Here is a 15,791-nt window from a genome sequence, read left to right as displayed (position 1 = left end):
TTTCAGAAAAAATAAAAACCTTTAAGAATATTTGAATAGACGACTTCATTATCGGGTGAAAGTAATGACTATAAATCTGACTATTCTAACGTTGACTGGTAAAAGATTGAATTTTGATTTTGAAGGTCAAGAAACAACAATTGATACCGTTAAAGAAGCAATTTTATCTCGGGAAGGTATTCCGCTGGAAATACAGCGCTTAATTTATAAAGGCAAACAGTTAGGGGATGGTCGTACACTAGGCGACTATAATATCGATAATGGGATGGAGCTGCATCTTATCCTACGAATGTAGGATGGCTAGTGCTAATTATGATCGGAAGTTTCTAGCAAGTTATTTGTTTGTAAGCCCAAATATATACTCCGTGCGCGCCGCTCCGCCGCTCCGCCGCTCCGGCTTGGCGCAACTTGCTGCATTTGGTGTGGTTGCCGTGGGCGCGCGACTTATTGCATTGGTTGCAGACTGTTTGCAGATCCAGCGGCTGCATGGGGCCACCGTTTAAACGGGCTGTTCGGCGTAGCGCAGTCATGCTGCAACCGCCTGCCGTTCGATTGCGCGCCATGGATCATTCGCCCGGGCAAGTGCAGCCATCGGCAGTGGGCTGACGCTGTTCCCGCACATGTGCACTTGCTGTGTCTTAGTGAAGGGCTTGCCGTCGGCGCCGTGGGCGATGATGTAGTCGCTTGGAAAGCCTTGGGTCTTGTACAGTTCGGCCGGTTGCAACATCCGCAGGCAGATGTCGACGATCACGTAAGGTGTACGCTTTATGGTCACGGTGACCAGTGCCAGGCGGTCGCGGGTGGTGATGGTCGGTGCTGGCTCGTTGGCTTCGCTCACATTCTCGGTGCCGTAATAGCTGATCAATAAGGCCGCAACCCTCAGCGCACCAGCCTCAACCTCCGGCGAGCGCTGCAACTCAATCAGCGAACTTTTTCCGCCTCCGCCTCGTGTCGATGATGCGGGAAGATGGCTAGCACTTCGGTCGTTTCAAGGTGCGTGGTTTGATGCGGGAACTGGGGTTAATCAGTAAGCAGCCGGGCTCGCACGTCTACAAAAAAGCGACAGTCGAACGGCCTGATATTCCGAACACGTTGAATCGAGAGTTCGACGTTCCCGAGCCTAATAAGGTCTGGTGTGGTGATATCACCTACATCTAGGTGCAAGGAAGATGGCATTACCTCGCGGTGGTTATGGATCTCTATGCACGCCGAGTAATGGGCTGGCTCTATCACTAAAACCGGATGCAGACTTGGTTATCAAGGCGCTGGATATGGCCTTTGAGCAACGAGGGAAACCTCAAGGTCTGCTGTTTCATTCCGACCAGGGGTCGCAATAGGGTAGTCGTCAGTTTCGCCAGCGCCTTTAGCGGTACCGCATACGCCAGAGCATGAGTCGACGAGGTAATTGTTACGACAACTCGCCGATGGAACGCGTCTTTCGGCGTTTGAAAACCGAGTGGATACCCTCGGTGGGCTACATGTCAGTTCAGTAGGCTCAACGGGACATCAGCCATGACTTGATGCATCGCTACCACTGGATACGGCTTCATCAATTCAATGGCGGGCTAACGCCCGCTCAGGCCGAGACAAAGCTTAACGTCGTGTCCGTGATTAGTTGACCACTACATAGAGATGGAACTGATAGCAGTTTACAGGGAAGACTGCTTTCGACCCAAAGCGGACCGTCGCGACAATCAAGTCTTGGCTTGCTGCCAGTTGACGGAGTTGGAGGTTGACGTAGAATCGCCCCCCCCAAAAAATAGCGCGTATGGCGAGAAGGAGCTTAGATGCAGCGGGTGATGATTATTGGTCAACCTGGGTCGGGCAAAAGCACTTTGGCGCGTGAGCTTGGTCTGCGCACGGGCTTACCTGTCGTTCATATAGACACTATCCACTGGCAGCCAGGGTGGGTTGAACGAAGCCGGGACGAGAAAACACGCCTTTGTTCCGAGGTCGAGGCTCGTGATCGCTGGATATTCGAAGGCGGCCATTCCGTTACTTGGGAGAATCGGGTAGGGCGCGCAGATCTTTTGATATGGATTGATCGTTCGGCGACGCTTCGATTTTGGCGCGTGCTGCTAAGAACACTGCTCCAGCGCGGCAGCTCTCGGCCCGATTTACCGGACAACTGCCCCGAACTGCTGGCGAATCTGCCAGAGTTCTTGAAATTTATGTGGCGGACGAAAAAAACAGCGCGTGTGAATATGCAGCAGCTGGTGGCGACGGCGCCATCAACATGCCGCGTCGTTCGTCTGCGCTCAAATCGAGATACCAACGTGTTTCTTTCGAGCATTGGCTATTTGAGCGGTCAGATTCCTCGACATTGATCGACGGCTGACGGCTGACGGCTGACGGCTGCGGTATGGAAACTACCGATTGCGACCGGCTGAACACGTCCTGCAGCGGCCTTTGGTAAACACTGACACCACGGTCGTCACACCGCCCATTTTCGCTTATGCACTGCTCAACGTCAGAAGTTCTCGAGACTGACTTTAATGCCCGCACGGCTGGCCAACTCAATGGTCTCTTCCACCCGGTCAGCGTCAACAATAAAACCATCGTAATTATCACCACCGGTGTCCAAGTGAAGATAACGTTTACCAAACCGAACCAACCATCGGTCGAATTCATCAAGCACCTCTGGCATTGATGAGGCACCGTTTCGCACGTAGACGTAGGGCTCTTTCAATTGGTTGGCGCTAACCAGATAAGGAACCTGATATTCAAACACATCAAAACCTTTCCAATCCAGGCTCATTAAAACGAGGTGTTCAAGTTTTTGCGCCTTTGAACCCTCCAACAATCCATCTGTGAAAGCACTGCATGCGTCATCTCCCATCGCGTATCTGCGCATGACGCGCCTGACAAGTCTGGCGCCTTCTTTTTCTGGAACCACCGCCAACAGCGCCAGGGCAAAAGTCTCGAGTGCCTTTTTCTGTGCGGGATCGGGTGGGCCGGGCCGTAATTCTTTCATGATCGCTGAAGCGCTGAGGTTAGTTTCCTCGGGTGGAGGCATGGTAAAGCGCCCACCAAACAACCGATCCAAAATGCCCATACCACTCCTTGGAATACCTTGGGGCAAGCGACTTTTCTTTTACCGGCGACAGTCGCTGCTTGTTTTAAGATTTGTGTTGTAGTTGAGCCTAAGGCTCCAGGTGAGGTTTGTCGATCAACCGCTTTTTTTACGGCCAAACTGGACCTGATCCGACCGACCGCTTTTGGCCGGTTAGCGACCGTCGCTCTGATTAGCCCTCCTTGTCTTTCCACACGCGGAGGACTTGTCATGAACATCATCGCTACCTGCGGCCGTCAGCCCTGGAACAAAGGAAAACTAGTCGGGCAGAAAGCCCCACGCCGACTGAGAGATATCTGGGCCATCCAAGTAAGGCTTCAAATTGCGGAAAGAACCCGGGATCTGCTCTCTTCGATCTGGCCATCGACAGTAAGCTTCGAGCCTGCGACTTAACCAAGCTCCGCGTGCGCGATGTCGCCCATGGCGAGCACGTATCATCACGAGCCATGGTGATGCAGCAAAAAACGCAGCGAGGACTGCCTTTTTTCTAGTCGGCTACCTACCTCAGACCATCTATCCACTCGTCAATACGCTCGTATCGTCAAAGGCTGGGTGAAAGCTGTAGGCCTTGATCCAGCCATGTATGGCACTCACACAATGAGACGTACGAAGGCATCACTAATCTATTGCTGAACGAAGAACCTACGGGCGGTTCAGTTGCTGCTCGGCCATACGAAGCTGGAGAGCACTGTTCGATATATGGGGATTGAGGTCGATGACGCCCTGGAGATGGCGGAACAGACTGAGGTTTGATCATGCATAGCGACGGTCGAAGTCAGGCCGTCGCTAACCGGCTATAAGCAGCCTCTCGAAGGTATCCACAAAACCTGGGGCTATTCAGGTAGGGCTGTTCGAGGCAAAAATACTCAACGCCGGCTGACAGCTCGATTTTTTCTAAATCATCCTGAAGGCTGCCTGAATCGTGAGGAGAAGCGCCACAAAACAGGCAGGCTCTACGCTTAGCAATTACTCAAAGGCTTGGGTGCCATTGGCTGCAATATCAGTAAAGTTTTTCAACGGAATAGACTTCTTCACCGTCAAGTTCTGCAGTTGGGCTAGATCAAAGTCAACGTAGTTAATAGAGCCATAGCTGCGAATGTAGAACTTGAGTTGTTTCAAGTCAGACAACGCCGTCCACGAGGTATATTCAGTGGTGTAGAGCTCATCGCCGGTCACCCCGGGCGCGGCAATGTTCTCGACGCTTTCCGTGAAGCGATCATCAATGCTAATGCCGCGAGGGCGGTCAAAATTATTCATGATGTGGGCCAATGTCAGCACTGCTTCAGCGGGTGTTTTGGATTTTTCAGCAAACTGTGAGTAGTACACCGCACGTACAAAACGCCCTACTGAAGTGTTTGATGCCGGTAATGCTACCGTGGCAATGCCTGAGTCAGGCTGCTGTAAGCGAACACCATTCAAGGTCAACGTTGAGTGATCTTTGTTACTTAAGAAGGTGTAGTTATTCAGGTTAGTTTGGTGCCACTGGAACTCAGGCCCATTGGTCATCACCCCTAACGGGTTGTCGATGATGTTTTGTTTGCCGTTTGCAAACTCAATCACGATGGATGCACCGGTTGCATCATGCAAAGTGTAGTGGAAAGGGGTTTTCATCAACCCCAAAGGCAGAAGCGCTGTGACCAACACAGGCTGTTTGCTCAGCGCAGCTTTCACCTCTGCCACTGATTTAAAGTTGGACAACGTCCATGCTCCCAAGTCGATGGCAGCCAACACAGCCTGGGTTTTATCTAGCATGTCACGTGGCCCTTCTGTGCTGGCAAATGCCAACAAGCTAAAGCTCATGCCAGCTTCGTTAAGGCCCTCCACGACTTTTAAATCGGCGCTGATAGGATCAGGTACCGTCAGCGAGATAAACGCGTATTTCGACTGATACTTTAACTCCGGCTGCTTTTTCACCATCGAATTAAAAGAACTGCCTGATGGGTAATAGCTCACCTCATAAGGCAGCGGCATCGGCAACTCCATCGTGCGCCCAGCGTACGAGGCGCCATTGTCATCTTGATACAGCAACGACGTACAAGCTTGCGCGACGTTGGGCGTAATAAGTAAGCCGATCATGGCGGCAACGCCATATTTCTTCCATAGAATGGCGGATTTGTTCATTGTGTAGTCCTTTACGAAGAGTTCAGTTAAAAGTAGCACAAGGCTACGGTTATTTGTCTGACAAGTCGGTTTGGAGAAAATTTTCACAGCAGACCGGAGTAACCATGGCCTTGAAAGTACTGTCAGCTTGTCATATCCCTTACAGAGCCGACGTTTTTACTTGAGCTAGCTGAGTGTACGACGAGTTGACGTCAGCGATCAGCCGGTCCTCTGTCCAGCGCGTCGGCGAGCGATATGCTTCCATCGAGGTAACTTGCTCTATACCAGCGATAAGGACGATTATTCTTGGCAGAGAGAGATCAATTCAGGACGATGTTTTTCATTGAATCCTGCCGTTTAGATCTGCTCACAGCTATCGATGACAGGACTCATCATTTCTCCAATTTGTTGCCAATCAGTTTTCATGCGAACTCCTTTTCAATGCTCACTTTCAGCAGGATACGTTGAGCGTCTTCTCTGGACAGATGAAAGGCAGCTTCTGGCCGATTTCAGACCTTCGTGAGAGGCAGCTTTCGGCCAAAAGCAGACTTAAAATCGCGCACCTAAGTGAAATCTAAATCTGCTACCTGTCGATAAATATCAGATTTTGCGTAGCGACGCGGACTTCAAGTTTAGCGAAGCGTTTTTACCCACTCTGGGCCGGAAGGTGACCGGTACCACCCAACCGGGGCGGTCGGTCGCAATAGGCAGCCACCTACCAAAAATGGACGTTCACTCTGGGTCGTCTTCGGTTCGAGTCGATAAAATTTAGGGTGGAACTTCTATTAGGTAAACTCCACCAGAAAGAAAAGCCGCATTACAAGGCGAGTGCGTAGAGCTCATCTTTATAGGATATTTTTGGAGAGTATAGGTTGTGAAATGCCCTACCTATAGCACCGGAAAATATTACAAGCTCTGGATTCCGACTTCCTCCCATCAATATATGACTCATCGCAATACCTGGATAGGGATCGATATAGTAAATTTCCTTTATGCCCAACTGATAAGCTTTTTTTGAGCACAATTCGCACGGGCTGGCCGTTGTAAACAACTTCCCATTTTCAACCCCTCTAGAACCATACTTTGCAATTTGCAGAAAGGCATTTTCCTCCGCATGAAGAGATCTTGTATGAACTTGGTTTTCCTTTCCGGTAAGGCTGTTGTATTCATCTTTAAAGCAATATGATATGTTTCTACCGGTCTTAGCGACTTTTACAAACTTTTCATTTCCACTTTTAATGGTATCAATGAATTTTACGTCAAGTTTTTCATACTGAGAGTAAGCGTTTTGATCGTAGCCGTTAGTTAGGTCAAACCGATTCCGCAGGCTGCAAGGAACTTGCCCAAATGGAGTATCGTTCCAACCGATAGACTGTACTGAAAAATTAACGTCGGTAACAACAGCGCCAACTTGTCGAGAAATACATCCTGAATTAAGCTTGGCCGTGAATGCTATTTGCATGCAACGTTCTAATGGGGTTGGCGTGACCAAGCCAGGCCTAATCATAAGAGCAACAAAAGTTAATAGCTGATCAGCTAGTGAGTTGAAATTAGAAACCATATTTCCTGAGTCTGGATTGCTCACATGCAAGTCTGCTCGTTGCAAACAAGCTTTGATATCCTGCTTGACGTAGGCCTTTTGATTGGTCGCGTCTAATTTACCGTACTCTTCGCTATCAACTACTTTAATTTGAGTGTCTGTATACCCAAGACCACGCAGTCGGCGCCTTCTTTCGTCATCATTGCAAGAAACGGCCATGAGATAAAATGAAGAGTATCTATCTTGAAAATATATAGCTTCAAATGGATTCCTTATCGCATCGATGACTATAAAGGTTTTATCACCTTCAACTCTTGCCTTGCGAATTTCTTTAATTATTTTATTTATTCGCTCGGCTAACGAAAAGGACTTCCCGCTAACCACTTCATCAGAAGTAACGCAGCCGGAATTCCGTAGATTGCTGCCAATTAGTTGAAACAACTTAACGTAAGCAGCTCCAGTCATTACATCTTTTAGCTCTTTGTTTTTAGCTGGTAAAAACTCCGTATAGAATTTCCGTAAAGAGCTAATGTCTTCCACAACCACTAACTTATTGCTAATACTTTTAAGTATGTCAGTTGTTTTTGTAGCGATATTGTGCTCCAAGTCACCTGATTTTCCGATAAAAATTCCTGCCTTTTCAATGCTTACTTCAGAAAGCATTAGTAGCAAAACGGTGCTGGCTTGGATTGTTATAAAAGGCTCCCAGTTATTTTCAAAGCAACTAAATATAACTTTCTGCTTTCTTTGATTATTGTCTTTTGGGTTGTGACCTGTAAATAGAGAGTGCCTTATGTCTTTCTGCTGGCTTGATAGGATATTCGCCACAGTGGAGCAGCCACTGCCAGTGCGACCGGTCAGACCTATGACAACAAAGTCGTCATCATCGCCATAAATTTTTGAGATAGTATCTTGAAAGTAATTATCCATTTTATATTTCTCATCTCCAGCTCTATTTTTATTGGATGTGACGGTACATCATGGGAGGTCAAAACGCCACTATGCCATAGTATATATAGGGATTCAAAGGTGTGGTTTTTTATCTATTAATAGGGACACTCTTAAAATCGCGGTTTTGAACTGCTAAACGTCTTTTGCAGACACTCTGGATGACCGCTTTTGGCCGGTAGTAGCCTGTCACGAAGGGCAGCTATCGGCCAAAAGCAGCCAGTCAAAAGCGTCTAGGAAATCAGGGACTATTCCTATACACCAGAAGTCCGTCCCCTCTACCCAGCTTTGCGCAATGCATTGGCAACCAGTGTAAAGGCGGGTGATGGTTGTCGACGGCTGGGGTAATACAAATAGTAGCCAGAGAACGGTGGGCACCAATCTTCCAGTACCCGCTCCAGCCTCCCTTCGCGCAGGTGCGGCTCAAACTCCTCTTCTGGCAGGTACGCAATGCCTAGCCCGGTCAAGGCCGCATCCACGATATGGCTCGAGGTGTTGAAAATGAGTTGGCCGTCTACGCGCACGTTTACCTGCTTGCCTCGCTGCTCAAAGTCCCACACATAGAGCCCGCCAGATGTCTGCATACGCTGGTTGATACAGCGATGGTTCATCAGGTCGCGCGGGTTTTCGGGAATACCACGGCTGGCAAAGTAGCCTGGCACAGCGACAGCAGCCATCCGCAATGGCGGGCCTATCGGGACTGCGATCATGTCTTTGTCGATCGTGTCACCCAGGCGCACGCCTGCATCAAAACGATCCGCCACAATGTCCCTGAATCCGTAACTCACGTCGAACTCAACGTTGATGTCCGGGTATTCGTGGAGCAGGGCAGTGAGCTTGGGCAGTAACGTGGTGCGCAGAACATGATCGCCGCAGGTGATACGTACGGTGCCCGCAGGCTTGTCGCGCATTTGCGTCAGGTTTTCCAGTTCCGCCTCGATCTCATCGAAGCGATTACCGATCGCTTGTAACAGCCGCTCGCCCGCGACAGTCGGCGAGACGCTGCGGGTGGTGCGCGTCAGCAGCCTGATTTGCAGGCGCGCTTCCAGACCACTGATGGCTTGGCTCAGTGCCGGCTGGGTAACGCCCAGTACCCCGGCGGCACGGGTGAAGCTGCCTTCGCGCGCCACTGTCACGAATGAAAGCAGATCGTTGAGGTTTCCTCTGACCATGGTATGCAGCACCTTTCACAGCTATTAATTAGCTGAGCTTATAGCCCTGTTAAGTATTCATTAGCTAGTCGCGTGAGTATTCGTTCGTCACCATTGCCGGTATGAATACGATTAACCGCAAGGTCCCGATGGCCACTGTTTCAACCAACAACGAGGCTCCTGCCTACTGGAGCGGTGTCTTTGCAATGACACTGTGTGTTTTCGCCCTGATCGCTTCTGAATTCATGCCTGTCAGCCTGCTGACACCGATGGCCGTTGATCTTCAGGTTAGCGAAGGGATGGCCGGCCAAGGCATTACGATTTCCGGGGCATTTGCCGTACTGACCAGCCTGTCGATCTCGTGGCTTGCCAGAACCCTCGATCGCAAGCTGCTGTTGTTGGCACTGGCCGGGTTGATGGCTGTCTCGGGCTTGATCGTCGGGCTGGCCCCCGACTATCAAACGTACATGGTCGGCCGTGCGCTCATCGGTGTGGTCATTGGCGGTTTCTGGACGATGTCCGCGGCGACGGCCATGCGCTTGGTACCCGCCCCGCAGGTGCCGAAGGCGTTGGCCATCTTCAACGGCGGTAACGCGCTGGCTATCGTAATTGCCGCACCGCTGGGCAGTTATCTGGGCTCCATTATTGGCTGGCGCGGGGCTTTTTTCTGTGTGGTACCCGTCGCGGCGATTGCTCTCGTCTGGATGCTCATCAGCCTGCCGCCCATGCCGGTGGAACCGCGCAAACCAGGCGCCGGAAATGTGTTCAAACTGTTCAAGAATCGATCAGTGGCGCTGGGCATGGTCGGTTGCGGAGCCTTCTTCATGGGGCAGTTTGCGCTATTTACCTACCTGCGGCCCTTCCTTGAAACGGTAACGCGCGTCGATGTATCCACGTTGTCGTTGATCTTGCTGGTGATCGGTGCGGCAGGCTTTATCGGTACCCTGATCATCGGACGCGTTCTGAGGCGCAGCCTGTTCCAGACATTGATAGTCATTCCGGTCTTGATGGCCTTGATCGCTCTGGCACTGATCCCTTTTGGCCATTCGATCATCGTTGTTGCTGCGCTGCTGGGCTTTTGGGGGCTGTTGGCGACTGCGGCCCCGGTGGGCTGGTGGAGTTGGATCGCACAGGCCATGCCAAATAATGCCGAGGCTGGCGGCGGCCTGATGGTCGCCGTGATTCAACTGTCCATTGCTCTGGGTTCAACCGTGGGTGGAATGCTGTTCGATAGTCACGGCTATCAGAGCGCGTTTGTCGCTAGTGCAATCGTGCTGCTGCTGGGTGCAGCGGTGACCGTACTAACGTCACACGCGACCCCCTCTCGAACCGCTTGAACCACGCAACGATCCAGGAGACGGGTTATGACCGGGAGCATTCACTCCGCCGCAAATGCCGAGCAGCGCGAAGGCAGGGGCATGCGGCCATTTCGTTGGCCTGGCGTGCTGTATTCAGCACTCGTGCTTGGCAGTTACATCCTAATGAATGATGCCGCGTCGGCGTCATCGATCACGGAGAAATCTCCCATGTGGATGACCGTCGGCGAACAACGCTTCGCCATCACCTTGGCCGACAACGCAGCCGCTCGTGCGTTTGCCATGCTCCTGCCACTGACGCTGGAGATGAGCGACCTCAACAGTAATGAAAAATACGCCAGCCTGCCTGAAGCCCTGCCCACTAATGCGACCAAACCGGGGAAAATCCATACGGGTGATCTGATGCTGTATGGCGCGGACACCCTAGTTGTTTTCTATTCGACCTTTAAATCGACTTACCCATACACCCGCCTTGGACGTGTGGAAGACAACACGAACCTGGCACAAGTGGTAGGCCGACATACCGTGAAAGTGACGTTCTCTCAAAACTGACTACTCTGCATCGATAAGGATTCCAATGAAAAAGCTTATTGTTTTATTAACGCTTTTTGTCAGTTCACTCTCAGCAATAGGAGCCGATATGTCCAACGACGCAGATAACTTCTATACCAGCGACAAAGTGACCGTGCAAAAGGTCAATTTCAAAAACCAGTACCAAATGAACGTGTCAGGTAATCTCTTTATCCCCAAAAACCTCGACGCCAACACCAAAAGCCCTGCGATTGTTGTTGGCCACCCGATGGGTGCAGTCAAGGAGCAAAGCGCTAATTTGTACGCCACGAAAATGGCAGAAAACGGCTTCGTAACACTATCCCTGGATCTTTCATTCTGGGGCGAAAGCGAGGGGCTGCCACGCAATGCAGTATCGCCGGATATTTATGCCGAGGACTTCAGCGCAGCGATGGACTTTCTCGGCACCCGGCCTTTTATCGATAAAGAGCGGATAGGCGCACTCGGAATTTGCGGGAGCGGCAGCTTTGTTATCAGCGCGGCTAAGATCGATCCACGTATGAAAGCCATCGCAACGGTCAGCATGTACGACATGGGCGCAGCCAATCGTAATGGCTTGAAGCATGGACAGACGCTTGAGCAACGCAAAGAGATCATCACGCAGGCCGCACAGCAGCGGTATGTAGAATTCACGGGCGGTGAAACCCTCTACACCAGTGGCACGGTGCACCAACTGGACGAAAATACTCACCCGATCCAGCGAGAGTTCTATGATTTCTATCGCACGCCACGAGGCGAATACACGCCAGCGAGCTCGTCCAAAGCGTTGACCACACACCCGACGTTGACCAGCAACATCAAATTCATGAACTTCTACCCGTTCAATGACATTGAGACGATTTCACCTCGTCCGATGCTATTCATTGTCGGAGCCGATGCCCACTCCAGAGAGTTCAGCGAAGAAGCTTACAAACTTGCGGGTCAACCCAAGGAGCTCGTCATCATTCCTGGCGCTGGCCATGTTGACCTTTATGATCGCGTAGACCTCATTCCTTTTGACAAACTGGCGAGCTTTTTTCAGAGTAATTTGAAGTGATGATAGTGAGATCGAATTAACAACTTCGGCTTAAACAGTGTTTGTTTCGCGTCCACTTCTGGCCGACTGCGGCCTGCCGTGATCGGCGGAAAACGGTCAGAAGCTGCCCCAGAGTCATATTCAACACATCAGCCATTTACCGTGGATCTAAACGAAAGACCGCAATCAGCAAGTCTATGCGAGCACTTGATAACGACTTTGTACAAATCCGTTATCACACGCTGATGAGTCAATCAGACATAAATTACGCTCCTCACCCAACTGGCTGAACAATGGAATTCCTTGGCCCAACAAAACTGGAATACGCGTGACAGTGATCTCGTTGATCAATCCCGCAGCGAGGAAAGACTGGATGGTCTGACCTCCGTCTATATAGAGATGCTTCAGACCTTGAGGCGCAAGCTGCGCCACGATAAGTACCGGATCGCCCGCTAACACATCGACATTGCCTCGCAGTTTTGGTGGTAGCGTGACCTCCCCCTGTGAGAGCACCACGACTCGTGTGTTCTCATAGGGCCATTCAGGGCAGGCGTGTGCCGACAACATTCAGATGATTTTGTGATACAGATGGGATGAATTTGTCGGCAGGACGCCGGAAGAAGAGCTACAGGCCACGGCCCGCTTGAATTTCATATCGGAATGCAAATCCGCCTCTTACCTGCAGCCGTGATACCTCAGAGTTAAGCCTGACGACTGTATGAAAATACAACGCTAGGTTATTGATTTATATAGGCGGATTCAGCGAATTTAGGCTGTGATTGAATCGAAAAAAGCCTATAGAAATCATGCGTTTAGCGACCGTATTTGATCACCTTGACATGGTAGGGGTCGTTGGTTCGAGTCCAATCGCGCCTACCAAACAAAATCCGCTCTGCTGGGCGGTCTAGAAGGGCTCACCGAAAGGTGGGCCCTTTTTTGTTGTCTGTGTTTGGGAAAACTTTCACCTTAAAGCGCCAAGTCAGCTCCCACCTCAAAGTGTCCAATCCTTTTTTCGACAGTGCTTCGTCATCATCAGGCGATAGGCTGCTTTACAGGTTCAGGAAGTGGGCTGAGAGGGTTGTCGGAGGGTGTTTAGTTGGCGGCGCGCAGCGTACTTGTGCTTGCTTTTTGCAGGCCGGGATTGGTTGAATGCGCGCCTACCCGCCACGGATACGCCGCGCATGAGCGTTAAAAAATTTGAAAGTCCTGCAAGCAGATTAGGTTTTGTCGTTTTTTGTTTTTCTTCGGCGCTCTGTTTAGTCGCATTTGTAGTCACTTATGAATCATTTCATGACGTGAGTTTTTACAGGCTCGCCTATTTGATTTTCGACCGATCTGTTCATTGGCAGCAAACGGCATTCAAAATAGGCCTTGCCGGGGTTGTGGTGGGTGCTGCGTTGGCATGGGATTTCTTGTCGTTTGCGAAGCGCGTTTATGACTGGATTAAAAAAGGCTAGCCGCCATGAGTGATTGGTTTTGTGCAAGCTGAATTTAAATAACCCCGCGAGGCTAGATACCCTGACTGCACCATGCAGTCAGGGTGGTATGCAGCACGGCTTCAGGTGTATGTAATTTAAGCCGCTGATAAATGAGACAGCTTTTTGATTTGCGCGGTGATGTGTGTTGAAACCTCAGCGTCAAACCCGTATTCAATCAGGCAGTGCTTGAGGAACTTGATCTGATCTGCATAGACCGTTTGCGTTCTGTCTGAGGCGCGTTCTCTTTGATTGAGCACTTTTATTTTTTCAATGATTTCGATTGTCATTTCTTCAATAAAGTCCGCCGTCTCCTTGTATTGGCGCAGGTCGATTTCTTTTTTTACAAAGCTGTTGTAGTTGTCCTTGGCTGCAATATTAAGTGCATTGAGTGTCATTTCGTACTGTGCAACCAGCGTTTGTTCGGCTTGCTGAAGAAATTCATCCAATGAATAGCTCACTACGTAGCCGTAACGATAACTGCTCATGACCTGGTTATTGAAAAAGCCTCGCTCTTGGGTAACGTTACATGACACTGAGGCAAATATTCTTAATCCTTGACCAATCGGTATCGAACTAGTGGCTGTGCTGACTTGTACTTTACTTGATTTGCCGAACGAGTTAACGATGCCGGTCAGCAGGTTCAGGCAATTGGATGCAACCAATAAGCGCATATCATCCGTGATGCCACCCTCCTTGTTGATGCTTTCCACGTCAGGGGATGTTTCGACACCTTCTGGCAGCTTGCCCACAGGACCCAGGATGCCTACGACGGCACTGGTAATCTGTTGGATGATAGCGTTGAGATTATCAAGGCTCCACGTGGCTGACGTTTGAAAGTCAGAGTTTGCACCGTACACATAATCTGAAAACTTCCACTCTCTCTGGTTGTTGACGTAAAAACTTTTTTGCTCTTCTCTCAGAGTTTTTCCGGCTTCAGCTTGTTGAGTTTCGAGTTCTTTTTTTATTTCTTCAAGACGTTTTTCATTCTGCTTGCTCTGTTCCAAGAGCTTTTTAACACTGTTATTCATTCCCATGTCATAGCATCCTTGTTAGTAGGCTTGAGTGCCAAGGCCCAATAGCGAGCCGCACGCCATTCCTTGGCAAACAATAACGTAGCTCGTTTTTTTAGCCTGTAAAGGTGATATGTCTTTTTTTTGAAATAGTTAGGATTCGATAGGCGGTATTGATTTTTAAAGGGGGGTGGCTAGAATCCAAGCTTGTTCGCGGGTTGATAATGTCGCCTAAGTACCTTGGGAGGCGCTTTGCGCATTAATTTAGCTGAGAGGACAGATTTTAGTTATTTTGCAGGTCGAAATAACCGATGTGTTTAATGGTCGAAACAAATGGTATTACTATTACGGCGTCGCTTTTTTTATAGTGTCGTCATTCAGGGTCAGTTCGAATTTGACCATCGTGTGGGCCAAGCCGGGTTCGGTTGTGGCGCTGACAAATCGATATTTGTATGGCTAAGGAATTCAACGGAATGAAACTATTGCGCACGACTCAAGGACTTGTTTTGATGTTGGCCGGTTTCTGCTCAGCACTGCCGGTAGCTCATGCTTGCACACGTTTGGTGTACCTGGGGGACAACCAACAGGTAATAACCGCACGCTCGATGGACTGGGCAAATGATGTGGAAACCAATCTGTGGGTCTTCCCCAAGGGCATGCAGCGTCATGGTGCAGCGGGGGCTAACTCAGTCACATGGACGTCCAAATACGGCAGCGTTATAGCGTCGGGCTATGACATTTCTACGACGGACGGGGTCAATGAAGCGGGCCTGTCGGCCAACCTGTTATGGTTGGTCGAATCGCAATATCCCGCTTTCGATAAAAATAAAGCCAGGCTGAGTGTCTCTGCGTGGGCTCAATACGTGTTGGATAATTTCAAAACGGTTGCAGAAGCGGTAACGGCACTCAAAAGTGAACCCTTCAATGTGATGCCTATCAACGTGCCTAACGAGGAGCGTTTGGCAACCTTGCATCTTTCAATGTCTGATGCCTCAGGCGACAGTGCGATTATCGAGTACATAGAGGGTAAGCAAGTGATCCACCATGACCGTGCTTATCAGGTCATGACCAACTCGCCTGCGTTTGAAAAACAATTGGAGATGAATGCTTATTGGCAGGGGATTAATGGTACAGAAATGCTCCCTGGCACGAATCGCTCGCCTGATCGTTTCGCTCGCGCCTCTTTTTATGTCAATGCCGTGCCTAAATCCCAAACCCCGCAATTATCCCTGGCCAGTGTATTTAGCGTGATACGCAACGTATCGGTACCCTATGGCCTGACAACGCCCGGCGAGCCCAACATTTCGTCCACACGCTGGCGGTCTGTCATTGACCATAAGCAGAGCCTGTATTTTTTTGAGTCTGCCATCACGCCGAATACATTTTGGGTAGACCTTAAAAAGCTGGATTTGAGCCAGGCAACAGGCAAAGTGAAAAAGCTTGATCTTGGGCCTAATCAGAGCACGGTTTATTCCGGTGAAGTGTCCAGCCACTTTGAGCCGGCGGCGCCTTTCATATTTTCAGGCGAAGAATCACGACGGGTTGCCTTGATTCGTTGATGAGTCTTGGTCTGCCATCCGCGTGGGCTTT

At 50.1% G+C, this 15,791-nt stretch carries 13 protein-coding genes and 3 pseudogenes; 9 read left to right on the top strand and 7 right to left on the bottom strand.

The window, feature by feature from the left end:
* Positions 1-64 precede the first annotated feature (64 nt).
* Entirely contained in the window at positions 65-295 is a 231-nt protein-coding gene (locus GYN01_RS13075) for a ubiquitin-like domain-containing protein (protein WP_053221351.1), read from the top strand.
* 231 nt (positions 296-526) lie between these two features.
* Here GYN01_RS13075 and GYN01_RS13070 read toward each other — a convergent pair.
* A pseudogene (locus tag GYN01_RS13070) lies at positions 527-952 on the bottom strand (DNA cytosine methyltransferase); the annotation flags it as partial.
* Between GYN01_RS13070 and GYN01_RS13065 the strand changes: the two are divergent.
* Both GYN01_RS13065 and GYN01_RS13060 read left to right on the top strand, forming a co-directional pair.
* Positions 946-1,619 (top strand): annotated as a pseudogene (locus GYN01_RS13065) (IS3 family transposase); the annotation flags it as partial. The pseudogenes GYN01_RS13070 and GYN01_RS13065 sit on opposite strands and share 7 nt — an antisense overlap.
* Positions 1,620-1,787: 168 nt before the next feature.
* On the top strand, positions 1,788-2,327 hold the full coding sequence (locus tag GYN01_RS13060) for a P-loop NTPase family protein (RefSeq protein WP_048365060.1): 540 nt from the start codon (positions 1,788-1,790) through the stop codon (positions 2,325-2,327).
* A gap of 143 nt (positions 2,328-2,470) precedes the next feature.
* Here the strand turns inward: GYN01_RS13060 and GYN01_RS13055 are convergent, their stop codons facing one another.
* Positions 2,471-3,055, bottom strand: a complete 585-nt coding sequence (locus tag GYN01_RS13055; RefSeq protein ID WP_048365059.1) for a DUF6630 family protein — start codon at positions 3,053-3,055, stop codon at positions 2,471-2,473.
* 228 nt (positions 3,056-3,283) lie between these two features.
* On the opposite strand from GYN01_RS13055, the pseudogene GYN01_RS13050 reads away from it, so the two are divergent.
* A pseudogene (locus GYN01_RS13050) lies at positions 3,284-3,826 on the top strand (tyrosine-type recombinase/integrase).
* 213 nt (positions 3,827-4,039) lie between these two features.
* On the opposite strand, the gene GYN01_RS13045 reads toward GYN01_RS13050, so the two are convergent.
* The 3 genes from GYN01_RS13045 to GYN01_RS13035 form a co-directional block, all read right to left on the bottom strand.
* Complete coding sequence (locus GYN01_RS13045) at positions 4,040-5,194, bottom strand: linear amide C-N hydrolase (RefSeq protein ID WP_082149393.1); 1,155 nt, start codon at positions 5,192-5,194, stop codon at positions 4,040-4,042.
* Between the two features lie 796 nt (positions 5,195-5,990).
* The gene (locus GYN01_RS13040; protein WP_203307258.1) at positions 5,991-7,643 is read right to left on the bottom strand and encodes a cytidine/deoxycytidylate deaminase family protein; all 1,653 of its coding nucleotides are present in this window, start codon (positions 7,641-7,643) and stop codon (positions 5,991-5,993) included.
* A 296-nt stretch (positions 7,644-7,939) separates the two neighbouring features.
* The gene (locus GYN01_RS13035) at positions 7,940-8,833 is read right to left on the bottom strand and encodes a LysR family transcriptional regulator (protein ID WP_048401783.1); all 894 of its coding nucleotides are present in this window, start codon (positions 8,831-8,833) and stop codon (positions 7,940-7,942) included.
* A 128-nt stretch (positions 8,834-8,961) separates the two neighbouring features.
* On the opposite strand from GYN01_RS13035, the gene GYN01_RS13030 reads away from it, so the two are divergent.
* The 3 genes from GYN01_RS13030 to GYN01_RS13020 are packed head-to-tail and all read left to right on the top strand — an operon-like array spanning position 8,962 to position 11,734.
* Positions 8,962-10,149, top strand: a complete 1,188-nt coding sequence (locus tag GYN01_RS13030) for an MFS transporter (protein ID WP_203307302.1) — start codon at positions 8,962-8,964, stop codon at positions 10,147-10,149.
* Between the two features lie 27 nt (positions 10,150-10,176).
* Complete coding sequence (locus GYN01_RS13025; RefSeq protein WP_082149394.1) at positions 10,177-10,680, top strand: cyclophilin-like fold protein; 504 nt, start codon at positions 10,177-10,179, stop codon at positions 10,678-10,680.
* Between the two features lie 25 nt (positions 10,681-10,705).
* Positions 10,706-11,734 carry an alpha/beta hydrolase gene (locus GYN01_RS13020; protein WP_048365056.1) on the top strand — a complete coding sequence of 343 codons (1,029 nt, stop codon included), beginning with the start codon at positions 10,706-10,708 and terminating at the stop codon, positions 11,732-11,734.
* A gap of 174 nt (positions 11,735-11,908) precedes the next feature.
* Here GYN01_RS13020 and GYN01_RS13015 read toward each other — a convergent pair whose 3' ends face one another.
* Positions 11,909-12,280, bottom strand: coding sequence for a dihydrofolate reductase family protein (locus GYN01_RS13015; protein ID WP_082149395.1), 372 nt, complete (start codon positions 12,278-12,280; stop codon positions 11,909-11,911).
* A gap of 614 nt (positions 12,281-12,894) precedes the next feature.
* On the opposite strand from GYN01_RS13015, the gene GYN01_RS13010 reads away from it, so the two are divergent.
* Positions 12,895-13,170 carry a hypothetical protein gene (locus GYN01_RS13010; protein ID WP_048401787.1) on the top strand — a complete coding sequence of 92 codons (276 nt, stop codon included), beginning with the start codon at positions 12,895-12,897 and terminating at the stop codon, positions 13,168-13,170.
* A gap of 116 nt (positions 13,171-13,286) precedes the next feature.
* Here the strand turns inward: GYN01_RS13010 and GYN01_RS13005 are convergent, their stop codons facing one another.
* Positions 13,287-14,225, bottom strand: a complete 939-nt coding sequence (locus tag GYN01_RS13005; protein ID WP_203307257.1) for a hypothetical protein — start codon at positions 14,223-14,225, stop codon at positions 13,287-13,289.
* A 449-nt stretch (positions 14,226-14,674) separates the two neighbouring features.
* On the opposite strand from GYN01_RS13005, the gene GYN01_RS13000 reads away from it, so the two are divergent.
* Positions 14,675-15,760 (top strand): linear amide C-N hydrolase, encoded by a 1,086-nt coding sequence (locus GYN01_RS13000; RefSeq protein ID WP_048401793.1) that lies wholly within the window; start codon positions 14,675-14,677, stop codon positions 15,758-15,760.
* Positions 15,761-15,791: the final 31 nt, after the last annotated feature.

It is taken from the genome of Pseudomonas weihenstephanensis, assembly GCF_016812185.1.
In the GTDB taxonomy this organism is placed as follows: domain Bacteria; phylum Pseudomonadota; class Gammaproteobacteria; order Pseudomonadales; family Pseudomonadaceae; genus Aquipseudomonas; species Aquipseudomonas weihenstephanensis.
This window is presented reverse-complemented; position numbering and strand designations above follow the sequence as displayed.